General features: G+C 66.4%; 16 protein-coding genes, 2 tRNA genes and 1 other RNA gene. 13 read left to right on the top strand and 6 right to left on the bottom strand.

Annotated features, from left to right (window positions below; genetic code table 11):
- The 7 genes from ABZD10_RS06990 to ABZD10_RS06960 all read left to right on the top strand — a co-directional run.
- A partial coding sequence (locus tag ABZD10_RS06990) for an aspartyl/glutamyl-tRNA amidotransferase subunit C (protein WP_372885421.1) occupies nt 1-101 on the top strand: 101 nt, incomplete at its 5' end.
- Nucleotides 101-1,588: an Asp-tRNA(Asn)/Glu-tRNA(Gln) amidotransferase subunit GatA gene (gatA, locus tag ABZD10_RS06985; protein ID WP_372885419.1), complete on the top strand. Its 1,488-nt coding sequence runs from the start codon at nt 101-103 to the stop codon at nt 1,586-1,588. The genes ABZD10_RS06990 and gatA, both read left to right, overlap by 1 nt.
- Nucleotides 1,589-1,632: 44 nt before the next feature.
- The gene (locus ABZD10_RS06980) at nt 1,633-2,439 is read left to right on the top strand and encodes a hypothetical protein (protein ID WP_372885418.1); all 807 of its coding nucleotides are present in this window, start codon (nt 1,633-1,635) and stop codon (nt 2,437-2,439) included.
- Nucleotides 2,440-2,445: 6 nt separating this feature from the next.
- Nucleotides 2,446-3,147, top strand: coding sequence for an N-acetylmuramoyl-L-alanine amidase (locus ABZD10_RS06975; protein ID WP_372885417.1), 702 nt, complete (start codon nt 2,446-2,448; stop codon nt 3,145-3,147).
- Between the two features lie 11 nt (nt 3,148-3,158).
- Nucleotides 3,159-3,537, top strand: an RNA gene (gene rnpB / locus ABZD10_RS06970) — RNase P RNA component class A.
- 146 nt (nt 3,538-3,683) lie between these two features.
- Complete coding sequence (gene rpmG / locus ABZD10_RS06965; protein WP_007814563.1) at nt 3,684-3,851, top strand: 50S ribosomal protein L33; 168 nt, start codon at nt 3,684-3,686, stop codon at nt 3,849-3,851.
- 117 nt (nt 3,852-3,968) lie between these two features.
- Entirely contained in the window at nt 3,969-4,475 is a 507-nt protein-coding gene (locus ABZD10_RS06960) for a GNAT family N-acetyltransferase (protein ID WP_372885416.1), read from the top strand.
- 54 nt (nt 4,476-4,529) lie between these two features.
- On the opposite strand, the gene ABZD10_RS06955 is transcribed toward ABZD10_RS06960, so the two are convergent.
- Both ABZD10_RS06955 and ABZD10_RS06950 read right to left on the bottom strand, forming a co-directional pair.
- Entirely contained in the window at nt 4,530-5,306 is a 777-nt protein-coding gene (locus ABZD10_RS06955; RefSeq protein ID WP_372885415.1) for a Bax inhibitor-1/YccA family protein, read from the bottom strand.
- A 117-nt stretch (nt 5,307-5,423) separates the two neighbouring features.
- Nucleotides 5,424-5,633, bottom strand: a complete 210-nt coding sequence (locus ABZD10_RS06950; RefSeq protein WP_372885414.1) for a DUF1127 domain-containing protein — start codon at nt 5,631-5,633, stop codon at nt 5,424-5,426.
- A gap of 127 nt (nt 5,634-5,760) precedes the next feature.
- Between ABZD10_RS06950 and ABZD10_RS06945 the strand changes: the two genes are divergently transcribed.
- Nucleotides 5,761-6,657, top strand: coding sequence for a LysR family transcriptional regulator (locus tag ABZD10_RS06945; protein WP_372885413.1), 897 nt, complete (start codon nt 5,761-5,763; stop codon nt 6,655-6,657).
- A gap of 33 nt (nt 6,658-6,690) precedes the next feature.
- Here ABZD10_RS06945 and ABZD10_RS06940 read toward each other — a convergent pair whose 3' ends face one another.
- Nucleotides 6,691-7,653: an NADPH:quinone oxidoreductase family protein gene (locus ABZD10_RS06940; RefSeq protein ID WP_372885412.1), complete on the bottom strand. Its 963-nt coding sequence runs from the start codon at nt 7,651-7,653 to the stop codon at nt 6,691-6,693.
- Between the two features lie 292 nt (nt 7,654-7,945).
- Between ABZD10_RS06940 and ABZD10_RS06935 the strand changes: the two genes are divergently transcribed.
- From ABZD10_RS06935 to ABZD10_RS06925, 3 genes are all read left to right on the top strand, one after another.
- Nucleotides 7,946-8,311, top strand: a complete 366-nt coding sequence (locus ABZD10_RS06935) for a helix-turn-helix domain-containing protein (RefSeq protein ID WP_372885411.1) — start codon at nt 7,946-7,948, stop codon at nt 8,309-8,311.
- A gap of 43 nt (nt 8,312-8,354) precedes the next feature.
- Entirely contained in the window at nt 8,355-9,164 is an 810-nt protein-coding gene (gene hisN, locus ABZD10_RS06930; RefSeq protein ID WP_372885420.1) for a histidinol-phosphatase, read from the top strand.
- Nucleotides 9,165-9,279: 115 nt separating this feature from the next.
- On the top strand, nt 9,280-10,614 hold the full coding sequence (locus ABZD10_RS06925; RefSeq protein WP_372885410.1) for an 8-oxoguanine deaminase: 1,335 nt from the start codon (nt 9,280-9,282) through the stop codon (nt 10,612-10,614).
- Between the two features lie 101 nt (nt 10,615-10,715).
- Here ABZD10_RS06925 and ABZD10_RS06920 read toward each other — a convergent pair.
- Both ABZD10_RS06920 and ABZD10_RS06915 read right to left on the bottom strand, forming a co-directional pair.
- A tRNA-Gly gene (locus tag ABZD10_RS06920) sits at nt 10,716-10,790 on the bottom strand.
- 22 nt (nt 10,791-10,812) lie between these two features.
- A tRNA-Gly gene (locus ABZD10_RS06915) sits at nt 10,813-10,887 on the bottom strand.
- A gap of 251 nt (nt 10,888-11,138) precedes the next feature.
- Between ABZD10_RS06915 and ABZD10_RS06910 the strand changes: the two genes are divergently transcribed.
- On the top strand, nt 11,139-11,999 hold the full coding sequence (locus tag ABZD10_RS06910) for a glycosyltransferase family 2 protein (RefSeq protein WP_372885409.1): 861 nt from the start codon (nt 11,139-11,141) through the stop codon (nt 11,997-11,999).
- A gap of 1 nt (nt 12,000) precedes the next feature.
- Entirely contained in the window at nt 12,001-12,837 is an 837-nt protein-coding gene (locus tag ABZD10_RS06905) for a hypothetical protein (RefSeq protein WP_372885408.1), read from the top strand.
- 99 nt (nt 12,838-12,936) lie between these two features.
- Here ABZD10_RS06905 and ABZD10_RS06900 read toward each other — a convergent pair.
- On the bottom strand, nt 12,937-13,890 hold a 954-nt coding region (locus ABZD10_RS06900), incomplete at its 5' end, for a biotin/lipoyl-containing protein (RefSeq protein WP_372885407.1).

The raw sequence follows: 13,890 nt of genomic DNA, 5'->3' as shown, positions 1-13,890 counted from the left end.
GCGAAGACGTGGTCACCGATGGCGATCAGCAGGACAAGGTTCTGGCCAATGCGCCGGATGCGCGCGAAGGGTTTTTCGCAGTTCCCAAGGTGGTTGAATGATGAGCGATCTGAACAAGCTGAGCCTGGCCGAGGCGCGCGACCTGCTGCGCAAGGGCGAAACCACCTCGGTCGAGCTGACCGAAAGCTGCCTCAAGGCCATCGATGCCGCCGATGCGCTGAACGCCTTCGTGCACAAGACGCCCGAGATCGTGCTCGAGCGCGCCAAGGCGGCGGATGCGCGGATCCAGGCCGGTGATGCGCCGTCGATGTGCGGCCTGCCGATCGGCATCAAGGATCTGTTCTGCACCAAGGGCGTGGCCTCGCAGGCGGCCTCGGGCATTCTCGAAGGCTTCACGCCCGAGTATGAATCGACCGTCTCGCAGCAGCTGGCGGATGCCGGCTCGGTGATGCTGGGCAAGCTGAACATGGACGAGTTCGCCATGGGCTCGTCCAACGAAACCTCGGTCTACGGCAATGCGGTCAGCCCCTGGCGCCGCGGCAATGACGACACACCGCTGACCCCCGGCGGCTCGTCGGGAGGCTCGGCCTCGGCCGTGGCCGCCGATCTCTGCCTTGCCGCCACCGGCACCGATACCGGCGGCTCGATCCGCCAGCCGGCGGCCTTTACTGGCATCGTCGGCATCAAGCCGACCTATGGGCGTTGCTCGCGCTGGGGCGTGGTGGCCTTTGCCTCCTCGCTGGACCAGGCCGGGCCGATGACCAAGACCGTGCGTGACGCGGCGATCATGCTGGAAGCCATGTGCGGCCATGACCCCAAGGATTCGACCAGCGCCGAAATGGCGGTGCCGAATTTCGAAGCCATGCTGACCGGCGACATCAAGGGCAAGAAGATCGGCATTCCGCGCGAATACCACATGGACGGCATGCCCGACGAGATCGAGACCCTCTGGGCCGAGGGCCGCGCCATGCTGAAGGCCGCCGGCGCCGAGCTGGTCGATATTTCGCTGCCGCACACCAAATACGCGCTGCCGGCCTATTACGTGATCGCCCCGGCCGAGGCCTCGTCGAACCTGGCGCGCTATGACGGGGTGCGCTTTGGCCACCGCGCCAAGCTGGCCGCCGGCGACGGCATCACCGAGATGTACGAGAAGACCCGCGCCGAGGGCTTCGGCCCCGAGGTGCAGCGCCGGGTCATGGTCGGCACCTATGTGCTGTCGGCCGGTTTCTACGACGCCTATTACAACCGCGCGCGCCGGGTGCGGGCGCTGATCAAGAAGGACTTCGACGACGCCTTTGCCGCCGGCATCGACGCCATCCTGACCCCGGCGACGCCCTCGGCGGCCTTTGGTCTGGGCGAGATGAACGACGAGGATCCGGTGAAAATGTACCTCAACGACGTCTTCACCGTGACCGTGAACCTTGCCGGTCTGCCGGGGATCTCGGTGCCGACCGGGCTGGATCATCAGGGGCTGCCGCTGGGGCTGCAACTGATCGGACGTCCGTGGGAAGAGGGCGATCTGCTGAACACCGCCTATGCGCTCGAGAGCGCGGCGGGCTTTGTGGCCAAACCGGGAAATTGGTGGTAAACCGCTCGAAACGACCCTGAGCAGGCAATGAGATGCGAGCGATAGTGACTGGCTGCGCCCTGGTGGCGCTGGCGGCGTGCCAACCGACCATTCCCGACAGCGCCGCCGGCGTCGGCTTTGACAACGCCGTGTTGTCGCCGCGCCCGGCGCCGGCCACGACCGCCTCGGCGTTGCCGCCGGCCTCGGCCGTGTCGCAGGAGCCGCTGACCTCGGCCGAGGCACGCAGGGCGCCGCCGCCGCTGGCCACCACCGCCGTTGCCGCGCCGCCCCGGCCCGCGGCCCAGAGCCCGGCCCAGCCCCCCGCCCAGCCCCCCGCGCAGGCGGCCCCGCAGAGGACGGCCAGCGCCGCTTCGGCCGACCCCAGCGCCCCGACAAGCGCGGCCCCCGGCGCGCCGCAGACCACGGCGGACGGGATCGTCCACGCCAGCCCGTCGAACCCGGCCCCCGAGCTGGTCAACAACCCCGGTATCTCGGACGAGAACAGCTTTGACGCGGTCGGGTCGCGGCGCAGCATCGCGGATGATGCCGCCCTGATCGCCAGCAACCGCGCCACCTATGAGGTGATCGCGCCCACGGCCCTGCCCGAGCGCACCAGCACCGGGCCCAATATCGTCGCCTATGCGCTGTCGCTGACCCACCCGGTCGGCACCAAGATGTACGGCCGCATCGGGCTGACCAGCAAGGCGCGGCACCAGAAGGCCTGTGCCAAATACGCCACCCCGGGCGACGCCCAGAGCGCCTTTCTGTCGCGCGGCGGGCCGAAGAAGGACCGGCTGGGCCTCGACCCCGACGGCGACGGCTATGCCTGCGCCTGGGATCCGGCCCCCTTCCGCCAGGCCGCCCGCAACTGATCCGCCATGGGCGCGCTGGCGGATATCCGGTCTGCGCCCTCGGCCAGTTTCGGCCCGCGCCGCGACGGGGTGACGCCGGACATGATCGTGCTGCATTACACCGCGATGACCAGCGCCGAGGCGGCGCTGGCGCGGCTTTGCGATCCCGCGGTCGAGGTCTCGGCCCACTACCTGATCGGCGAGGACGGCACCGTCTGGCAGATGGTGGCGGAAGCGATGCGCGCATGGCACGCCGGTGCCGGCTGCTGGGGCGCGGTGACGGATGTCAATTCGCGCTCGATCGGCATCGAGCTGGCCAATTGCGGCGACCACCCCTTCCCCGAGCCGCAGATGGCGGCACTGGAGCGGCTTCTGGCCGGGATCAGAACCCGCTGGCCGATCGTCCCCGAGCGGATCATCGGCCATTCCGACATGGCGCCGGGGCGCAAGATCGATCCGGGGCCGCGATTCGACTGGCGGCGGCTGGCCCGGCAGGGGCTGGGCGTCTGGCCCGGCGACGACCTGCGGCCGGGGGGCGATCTGTCGCAGTTCACCGCGCTGGCGCGGGATTTCGGCTATTGCGCCGATGTTCCGAGCGCGGAGATTCTGGCGGCGTTCCGGCTGCGGTTCCGGCCGTGGAAACGCGGCGCGCCCGATCTGCGCGATCTGGCGATCATCCGCGATCTGGCGCGGCGCTACCCCGTTGACCGCGCCCGCGACAGCGCCTAAGTCGGGGGGGCGCAGAGGGCCGGATGGCCGCGGGCGGCAACGCCCGAGGAAAGTCCGGACTCCACAAGGCAACGGTGCCGGGTAACGCCCGGCCGGAGCGATCCGAGGGAAAGCGCCACAGAGAACAAACCGCTCCCGTCCGCGGGAGCAAGGGTGAAACGGTGGGGTAAGAGCCCACCGCGGGACGGGCAACCGGACCGGCATGGCAAGCCCCACCGGGAGCAATGCCAAATAGGGACCGCGCGTGGCGTCAGCCACAGGGGCGCCTTGCCCCGAGCAGGTCCGGGTTGGCAGCTAGAGGGTCTCCGGCAACGGGGGCTCAAGATGAATGGTCATCGGCGCCGGGGCGACCCGGCGTGACAGAATCCGGCTTACAGGCCCTCTGCGCATTTCGGCCTGCGACAGGGTGAGCGGGAATATTTTTCCCTTTGCCCCATTTTCATGGGCCCGGCCCATTGACTCGCGGGCCTGCATCATTAAAAGGCAGGCTTCATGAGATTTTTACGGGCGCGTGCGCCCGGCGCAGGAGAAGAACAATGGCGAAGCCGACGACTATCAAGATCCGTCTGAACTCGACCGCGGGCACGGGCCATTTCTACGTGACCAAGAAAAACGCACGAACCATGACCGAGAAGATGGTCGTACGCAAGTACGACCCGGTGGTGCGCAAGCATGTCGAGTACAAGGAAGGCAAGATCAAGTAAGATCGCCCCTTGGAAGAACTGCAAAGAGCCGCGCCAGCAGAGCGCGGCTTTTTTGTGTGAGACAGCACCCGCCGCGCCCTGACGTTCCCCGACACCCGGTACCGAAGGACGCATATCATGACGGAAGATTTTCACATACGCCCGGCAACCACGGCGGATCGCGGCGCGGTGACGGCGCTGTTCCGCCGCGCCTATCCCGATCTGTTGCCGGAATTCTATACCGCCGCCACCCTGCGCGCGGCGCTGCCCTTCATCACCACGGCCCAGCCGGCGCTGCTGGAATGCGGCACCTACTATCTGGCCCAGGACGAGCAGGGGCGGGTGGTCGGCGCTGGCGGCTGGACCGATGTCTCGCCCGCCCGGGGCGTGGCCGCGCCGGGGGTCGGCCACCTGCGGCACGTGGCGGTGCACCCCTGTTTCCTGCGCCGGGGTCTGGCGCGGCGGGTGGTCGAATGCGCGCTTGATTCGGCGCGCGCCTTCGGGGTCGCTCGCATGAACTGCATGAGCACGCTGGCGGCCCGCGCCTTCTATGCCGAGATGGGGTTTTCCGCGCTGGGCGAGGTCGAACTGACCCTTGCCCCCGGGGTGCATTTCCCGGCCATCCAGATGCAGCGTGAGCTGTGACAAAAAAGGGCCGGTCAAGCTGACCGGCCCTGAATGCGTCGTGTTCCGCGCGGGTTATTCGCGATTGCCGAACAGCGAGAGCAGCATCATGAACATGTTGATGAAGTCCAGATAGAGGCTCAGCGCGCCCATGATCGCGGCCTTGCCCAGCCATTCCTGATCGCCGGCATGGGCCATTTGCAGGTAGGTGGTCTTGATCTTCTGGGTGTCATAGGCGGTGAGGCCGGCAAAGATCAGCACGCCCAGAACCGAGACCGCAAAGGCGATGGCGGGCGAGCCGAGGAAGATGTTGACCAGCGAGGCGACGATGATGCCGATCAGGCCCATGATGAGGAAGGCGCCCCAGCCCGAGATGTCCTTCTTGGTGGTGTAGCCCCAGAGCGACAGGCCGGCGAAGGCGATCGAGGTGATCAGGAAGACCTGAGCGATCGAATAGCCGGTGTAGACGATGAAGATCGACGAGATCGACAGGCCCATCAGGGTGGCGAAGACATAGAAATAGGTCTGTGCGCCAGCGGCCGAGATCTTGTTCAGCACCGCGCCGAAGCCGAAGACCATGCCCAGCGGGGCCAGCATGATGACCCATTTCAGCGGCGAGGCGTAGATCGCGTGGCCAAAGGCGGTCAGATAGGTGTTGGCGCCGATCTGGGCGCTGGCCGCAGACGGGTCGGTGGTCACTGCCAGTCCGGCAATCGCCCAGGCCGCGACAAAGGTGATCAGGGTGCCCACGGACATGGTGCCGTAGACCTTGTTCATATGGGCGCGAAGCCCTTCGTCGATCGCGGCAGAGCGTGCACCTGCAGCGCTGCGGATCGTGTCAAATTCAGCCATGAAAGCCTCCGATATTGAACTTGCGGGCCGCCAGGTCTCCCTGACGGCCTTTGGAGAGAATATCGGTGAGGCGTAAGTGTTTTTCAAGCGATACCGGAGCGAAAATCCGCGTCGCCTTCAGCCGCGCCAGTTGGCCGGTACATCCCAGACCGGGCGCTTGGCTTCGGCCTTAACCTGGCTGCGGGTCAGGCCGAGGTCGCGCAGCGACATGTCGTCGAGCCGGGCCAGCGCCTTGCGCTGGCGGCGCAGGGCGGCCATCTGGACGAGAGACGGCGGTTTGGCCAGAGAGAGGCCAGCGTGGCGACCGAGGGTGGCAATAAGGGTCATTGTCTTGTCCTTTCCTGGTTATTGATGGGTTTTTGGTGTTTCATCAATTTGCTTGATCTCTATGGCCTGTCATGAGTAATAATGAAAACGAATGTTTGTGAAGTGATCCATCAAAGGCGGTGATGATATGCGGAATCTCGACGTGACAACCCTGCGCAGTTTCGTGGCCGTGGCCGATCTTGGCGGGGTGACCAAGGCCGCGGGCTTTCTGCACCTGACCCAATCGGCGGTGTCGATGCAGTTGAAAAGGCTCGAGGAACTGATCGGCGTCGACCTGCTCGACCGCACCGGGCGCGGCATCTCGCTGACCCCGGCGGGCGAGCAGCTGCTGGGCTATGCCCGGCGCATGGTGTCGCTGAACGACGAGATGATCCGCCGTCTGACCCATGAGGAATTCGAAGGCGAGATCGTGCTCGGGGTGCCGCATGACATCGTCTACCCGGTGGTGCCGCGCGCCATGCAGCAGTTCGCCGCCGCCTATCCGCGGGTCAAGGTCGACCTCGTGGCCTCGCACACCCGGGCGCTGCGGGCGCAGTTCGACCGCGGCGAATGCGACCTCATCCTGACCACCGAGGTCGAGTTCGGCGCCGGTGCCGAAGAGCTGTGCACCCTGCCGCTGGTCTGGATCGGCGCCCCGGGCGGCGCCACCTGGCGGCGCCGGCCCTTCCGCTTTGCCTCGAGCACCGACTGCCTGTTCCGGGCGCGGGCGATTCGGGCGCTGGACGAGGCGGCGGTGGAATGGGAAATGGCGCTGCGCTCGGGCTCGGCGCGTTCGGTCGAGGCCACGGTCAGCGCCGATCTCGGGGTCATGGCGATGCTCGAGGGCACCGAGCCGCCGCATCTCGAGGTCATCGAACACGGCGGAGCCCTGCCCGACCTCGGGATCCAGCACATCAACATGTACGGCGCCGCCGAAGGCAAGGGCCCGGTGATTGCCTATCTCGCCGGGCTGCTGCGCAAGGGGTTCGTGTCGGCAAAGCCGCATCGCGGCCAGGTTCTGCGCCACCCGGCCAAGGCCGGGTGAGCGCGCGGCGCATGGTGTCGCCCGGCGACCGGGTCAGCCCATGGTGACCACCACCTTGCCGGTGGATTTGCGGCTGCGCAGCAGCTCCATCGCCTCGGTGGTGCGTTCCAGCGGCAGGCTGTGGCTGACATGCGGGTGCAGGCGGCCCTCGGTGTACCATTGGAACAGGGTGGCCAGACTGTCGGTGATGACCTCGGGCCGGAAGGCCATGTAGCCGCCCCAGTAGAAGCCGAGCACCGACAGGTTCTTGACCAGCAGGTGGTTGGCGGGAACCTGCGGCACCTCGCCGCTGGCAAAGCCGATCGGCAGCAGCCGGGCCTCGGGGTTGCAGGCGCGGAAGGCGGCGCGGAACTGATCGCCCCCGACCGGATCATAGACCACGTCGGCGCCGCCGAGCGCCCGCACCCGGTCGCGGATGTCGTCGCTCTGGGCGTCGATCAGGTGGTCGGCGCCGAAGCGGCGCGCGATCTCGAGCTTTTCCGCCCCCCGGGCGCAGGCGATCACCTTGGCGCCCATCAGCTTGCCGATCTCGACCGCGGTCAGCCCGACCCCGCCGGCGGCCCCCAGAACCAGCAGCGTTTCGCCCGGTTGCATGCGGGCGCGGTAGTCCAGCGCCACGTGGCTGGTGCCATAGGCGATGACGAAGGCCGCCGCGTCCTCGAAAGGCATGCCGTCGGGGATCGCAATGGCGCGCCGGGCGTCGAAACAGCCGTATTCGGCTAGACCGCCTTGGCCGCCGAAGACCGCGACCCGGGTGCCGACCGCCGGGCCGTCGACTCCGGGGCCGTGCGCATCGACGGTGCCGGCCACCTCCATGCCGCCGACGAAGGGCAGGGGCGGGGTGTCCTGATAGGTGCCTTTCTGCATCAGCAGATCGGCGAAATTCAGCCCGCAGGCGCCGATGCGCAGGCGAATCTCTCCGGGGCCCGGCTCGGGAATCGGCAGGTCGGTCACGGCAGCGGGCTCGGAATGCGAAGTGATGTGAAAGGCGCGCATTTGGGGTCTCCTGTTTTCCACTGTTTAACCATTTTGCCATTTTGAATGAAGAGAGCGGGGACAACTTACGTAAGGTGACACATGGTCAAGGTATCAGTCGCCTCTGGATTGAATGTTCGCGTGGCCATCTAACCAAAGGCTTGTGCCAAAGTAATTGATGGATTAAGCTCAACTGTTAATGGGAAGGTATCGCGGCACGGGGGGGCGTGGTGAATTTGTGACGGTAAGTGGCGGCCGTTGCTATTGAACGCGACTTTTGCAGAAGCCGATCGGTTAACTAAGGAGTCAGGTAATGACGCACCCAGTGGACGTGCACGTAGGGAAACGCATTCGCCAGCGACGCTGGCTGACAGGAATGACGCAGCAACAACTTGCGGAACAGGTGGGAATCAAGTTCCAGCAAATCCAGAAATATGAAACCGGCGCCAACCGTGTGAGCGCGTCGAGATTGTGGGACATCGCGGATTCTCTCGAAGTTCCGGTGAGCTTTTTCTTTGAAGGATTGGAAACCGACGACTCCGGCCATACCAGCAAGGTTCCGGCCGATCTCATGGGTGACAAGGAAGCGCTGGATTTGGTGCGCTCCTACTACTCGATCCCCGAGAACCAGCGTCGCCGCCTGTTCGAACTGGCGCGCGTTCTGTCCGACGTGGCTTGAGTTCCCCCCCCTCCTTGGGCTAGCCGTGACGCGACGGCAGTGACTGAGGGGCCTTGGGGTGAACGTATCGGAGCAACAAGAAATCATTCGGGTGGCGCATGCGATGGCAGACGCCGCCCGAGAAGCGATTCTGCCGCTGTTCCGGCAGCCGGGGCTTGCCGCGTCCAACAAGGATGCGCAGGGCTTCGATCCGGTGACCGAGGCCGACCGCGGCGCCGAACGGGCGATGCGCGCGATTCTTGCCGCCGAACGCCCGCAGGATGCGATCCTCGGAGAGGAATACGGCGCTTCGGATGGGCGCAGCGGGCTGACCTGGGTGCTGGACCCCATAGATGGCACGCGCGGCTTCATCAGCGGCACCCCCACCTGGGGCGTGCTGATCGCCGTCGCCGATGCGTCGGGCCCGGTGTTCGGTCTGGTGGACCAGCCCTTTGTCAAGGAAAGATTCGTCGGTGGCTTCGGGCTGGCCGAGGTCGACGGGCCGCAGGGGGTGCAGCCGCTGGCCTGCCGCCCCGAGAGCAGGTTGCAGGACGCGACCCTGTTCACCACCTTTCCCGAGGTCGGCACCCCGCAGGAGGCCGCCGCCTTTCGCGAGGTCGCGGCGCGCGCCCGGCTGACCCGCTATGGCATGGATTGCTATGCCTATGCCCTTGTCGCCGCCGGCCAGGTCGATCTGGTGATCGAGGCGGGGCTCAATGCCTATGACATTCAGGCGCCGATCGCGGTGATCGCGGCCGCCGGCGGGATCGTCACCGACTGGCAGGGCGGGCCGGCGCATCAGGGGGGGCGGGTGCTTGCTGCCGCCAATGCCACAGTTCACGCCGAAACCCTTGCGATTCTGAAGCGGTATTGAACACCCGTTCAGCGGGTGCTAGGGATAGGGGGCGTCCGAGTCCTTTGCCTGCTTTCCGTCGGCGCGTTCACACTTCGATACGAAACGGGCGTCATGAAGTGTGAAAGGACGCCCCGTGCCCGAAATCTTGATCAGGAATGCTTCGCATGTGGTGACGATGGACGATCGCCGTCGCGAGCTTGCGGGCGTGGATATCCGGCTTGTCGACGGGGTGATCGCCGAGATCGGCCAGGGCCTGTCGGCCAAGGGCGAGGTGGTCGGCGCCGAAGGCTGCGTGGTGACGCCGGGGCTGGTGAACACCCATCACCACCTGTTCCAGACCCTGACGCGGGCGGTGCCCGGCGCGCAGGACGCGCTTCTGTTCGGCTGGCTGCAAAAACTCTATCCGATCTGGAGCCGCTTCAGCCCCGAAGAGATCTTTGTCTCGGCCCAGATCGGGCTGGCCGAGCTGATGCTGTCGGGCTGTACGCTGACCTCGGATCACCTTTACCTGTTCCCCAACGGATCGCGGCTGGACGACACTATCGCGGCGGCGGCCGAGATCGGCATGCGGTTTCATCCGACACGCGGTGCGATGAGCATCGGCGAAAGCGACGGCGGCCTGCCGCCGGACGCGATGGTCGAGCGCGAAGACGCCATTCTGAAAGACGCGATTCGCCTTGTCGACCGGTTCCACGACCCGTCCGAAGGCTCGATGTGCCGGGTCGGCATCGCCCCCTGTTCGCCCTTTTCCGTCAGCCGCGACCTGATGCGCGAGGCGGCGCTGCTGGCCCGCGACAAGAAGGTGATGCTGCACACGCATCTGGCGGAAAACGACGAGGACATCGCCTATAGTCTCGAGAGGTTCGGCTGCCGCCCCGGTCAATATGCCGAAGAGCTCGGCTGGGTGGGTGACGATGTCTGGCATGCCCATTGCGTCAAGCTGGACGGGGACGAGATCGGGCTTTTTGCCCGCACGCGGACCGGGGTGGCCCATTGCCCCTGTTCCAATTGCCGGCTGGGCAGCGGTATCGCGCCGGTCCGCGCGCTGCGCGATGCCGGGGTGCCGGTCGGGCTGGGCGTCGACGGGTCGGCCAGCAACGATGCCGGCAACCTCGTGCTCGAGGCGCGCCAGGCGATGCTGATGCAGCGCGTCAGCCGGGGCGCGGATGCGATGAGCGCGCGCGAGGCGCTGGAGATCGCCACGCGCGGCGGCGCCGAGATGCTGGGCCGTGACGATTGCGGGCAGATCGCCGTCGGCAAGCGCGCCGACCTTGCGCTCTGGGATGTCGGCGGGCTGGAAAGCGCCGGCAGCTGGGATCCGGCGGCGCTGTTGCTGGCGGGCCCGCTGCGGGTCCGCGATCTGTTCATCGAGGGCCGCCAAGTGGTGCGCGGCGGGCAGGTGGCCACGATCGACCTGCCAAGGGTGATCGCGCGGCAGAATGCGCTGGCCCGGCAGCTGGCGACCTAGGAAGCGGCGGCAGGGCCCGGGGCGGGGGTGATCGACGGCGCGGATGAGCCACAAAAAAACGAAAGGCGCCGGAGTGACCGGCGCCTTTTCGTCTGTCCTTCTGGAGCGGGCGATGAGATTCGAACTCACGACCCTAACCTTGGCAAGGTTATGCTCTACCCCTGAGCTACGCCCGCTTGCAGAAAGCTATGTCTTCAATGGAGCGGGCGATGAGATTCGAACTCACGACCCTAACCTTGGCAAGGTTATGCTCTACCCCTGAGCTACGCCCGCATCCGTTGAGTGAGGCGGAGATATAAAGACTCGGGACAGGCCGCAAGAGGAAAAACGCGCCAGCGGCAAAAAAACCTTGGTGCCGCCTCGGGTTTTCCGCCGCGCGCCCGATGGCGGGCCACTGCGGGCGCGGCAAATCGGCAGCCGGCCGGGATTTCGCGGGCGGGGCCGGACACGGCGGGCTGCGGGCTTTGCGGACCCGCGGCACCATGCTAGGAAACGGCTGGGCCAGCCCTGCGGGAGAACCGGACGTGAGCCGATACATTGTCAGCCTGACCTCGGTTCCGCCCCGGTTCCCGGGCCTGCAACGCCCGTTGCAGAGCCTGCTCGATCAGAGCGTCCGGCCCGAGAAGGTCCTGTTGTATCTCAGCCGCCACTACCCGCGCTATCCCGACTGGGACGGCCGCCTGCCCGAGGTGCCCGAGGGGGTCGAGATCCGCCATGTCGATCACGACTGGGGGCCGGCGACCAAGATCCTGCCGGCGCTGAGGGATTTCGCCGGAGAGGATCTGGAAATCCTGTTCTGCGACGACGACCAGATCTATGTTCCGACCATGGCGGCCCGTTTCCTCGCGGCCCGCAGGCGCCACCCGCAGGCGTCGATTGCCAGCAGCGGCATGGCGTGTTTTCCCCCGCCGCCCGGCGCCAGCAGGCGCCGTTTCGTGCAGCTTCCGCGCATGCGTCCTTACTCCAAGTACCTGAACCCGGCCTTTCTGTTGCGCCTCGTGCGGCCCGAGATCGCGCGGCTGCTGACCGGGCGGCCCTATATCGACCCGGTGCGCCGCAACGTGCTGCGCCCCGGATATGCCGACGGGTTCGAGGGGTTCTCGGGCGTCATGGTACGCCCCGAGTTCTTTCCCGAAGAGGTCTTCGACATTCCCGATTTCGCCCGGCCGGTGGACGATGTCTGGCTGTCGGGCCATGCGACGCGCCTTGGCCATGCGCCATGGATCGTGGGCGGGCTGTTCTATCCGCGGCTGATGCCGCAACCGACCGAAGACCATGAGAACGACACCGCGCTTTACCGCTCGCAATTCGGCGGCGCGACGCGCGACGACTCGAACCTGGAAACGGTGCGCTATTTTCAGAAGGAATACGGATTATGGAGCTGACATGAGCGGCTATGTCATCACCCTGTCTTCCATTCCGCCGCGGTTCGACCGCATGCGGCTGACGCTGGACAAGCTGGTGCGCCAGACGGTGCCGGCCGCGCGCGTGATCGTCTATCTGCCCCGGTCCTACACGCGGTTTCCCGAGTGGGACGGGCGGCTGCCCGAGGTGCCCGAGGGGGTCGAGATCCGCATCGCCGACCGGGATTGGGGGCCGGCGACCAAGCTTTTGCCGGCGCTGCGGGAGTTTCCGCAGGATCAGGAAATCCTGTTCTGCGACGACGACATGGACTACCCGGAAGACTGGGCCGAGGGCTTTCTTGCCGAGCGCCGGCGCCGGCCCGAAGCCTGCATCACCCTGTGTTCGGAATCGGTGCTCGAGCCGGCGCGGCGCAAGCGTCGGCAGGTCCAGCGGCCGCGCGCCTTCTGTCTCTGGAACGAGCTGGACCTCGAGCAGCACCTGCGCCTGCTGGTCGAGGGGTTCGGGCGCCGGGTGCTGGGCTGGCCGCGCCGTTTCGTCGGGCGCCGGCGCTGCCTTGTGGCGGGATATGCCGAGATCTTCATGGGCTATGGCGGGGTGTTGGTGCGCCCCGAGTTCTTCGACGAAGACGTGTTCGACATCCCGCCCGAATTGCGGCGGGTCGACGACTATTGGCTGTCGGGCGTTGCCGCCAAGAACGGCCATCACGCCTGGATGATCCCGCGCCGCCGCGAGCCGACCTCGCATCCGCATTATGCCGAGGCCTCGCTGACCGATCTGGAAAACAGCGAAGGCGGGCGCAGCGCGGCCAATGCCCATGCGGTGCGCTACCTGCAGGGGCGCTACGGCATCTGGCTGTAAGCCTGCCACAACCCCGCCGCGGGGCCGGAACCGGCGCCGGCACGGCCAAGAAAAAGGGCGCCCTGAGGCGCCCTTTCGTTGTTGTGATCCGGTCCCGGCCTATTCCAGCTCGACCAGAAGATCCTTGGCGTCGATCTGGCCGCCGGGCTGGGCGTGCACCGCCTTGACCGTGGCGTCGCGCTCGGCGTGGATGCCGGTCTCCATCTTCATCGCCTCGATGGTCAGCAACAGATCGCCTTCCTTGACCTTCTGGCCGGCGGTGACGCCGACCGAGGCCACGACACCCGGCATCGGCGCGCCGATGTGATTGGCGTTGCCGGCCTCGGCCTTGGGGCGCTGGATGGTGGTCGATTTCACCAGCCGGTTGGGCACCCGGATCACGCGGGGCTGACCGTTGAGCTCGAAGAACACCTTCACTTCGCCGTTCTCATCGGTCTCGCCGATCGCCTGCAGGCGGATTTCCAGCGTCTTGCCAGGGTCGATCTCGGCGGCGATTTCCTCGCCCGGCTCCATGCCGTAGAAGAAGGTCTTGGTCGGCAGGCTGCGCACCGGCCCATAAAGACGGTGGCGGCCCATGTAGTCGAGGAAGACCTTGGGATACATCAGGTAGCCGTTCAGATCCTCGTCATCGACCTTGAAACCTTCGAGTTCCTTGGACAGTGCGGCGCGGGTCGCTTCGAGATCGACCGGCTCGAGGTGCTTGCCGGGGCGCTCGGTATTGGGTTTTTCACCCTTCAGAACCTTGGCGACAAAGCTTTCCGGGAAACCGCCGGGAGGCTGGCCGAGATTGCCGCGCATCATGTCGATCACCGAATCGGGGAAGGCGACCTCGTGTTTGGGGTCTTCGACCTCGGCCCGGCTGAGCCCCTGGCTGACCATCATCAGCGCCATGTCGCCGACCACTTTCGACGACGGCGTCACCTTGACGATATCGCCGAACATCTGGTTGACGTCGGCATAGGTCTGGGCGACCTCGTGCCAGCGCTCTTCCAACCCCAGCGAACGCGCCTGCGCCTTGAGGTTGGTGAACTGGCCACCTGGCATCTCGTGCAG

This window comes from Shimia sp. (assembly GCF_041624275.1).
Classification (GTDB): Bacteria; Pseudomonadota; Alphaproteobacteria; order Rhodobacterales; family Rhodobacteraceae; genus Shimia.
Note: the sequence above shows the minus strand (reverse complement) of the source record. Positions and strands in the feature narration are given on the sequence as shown.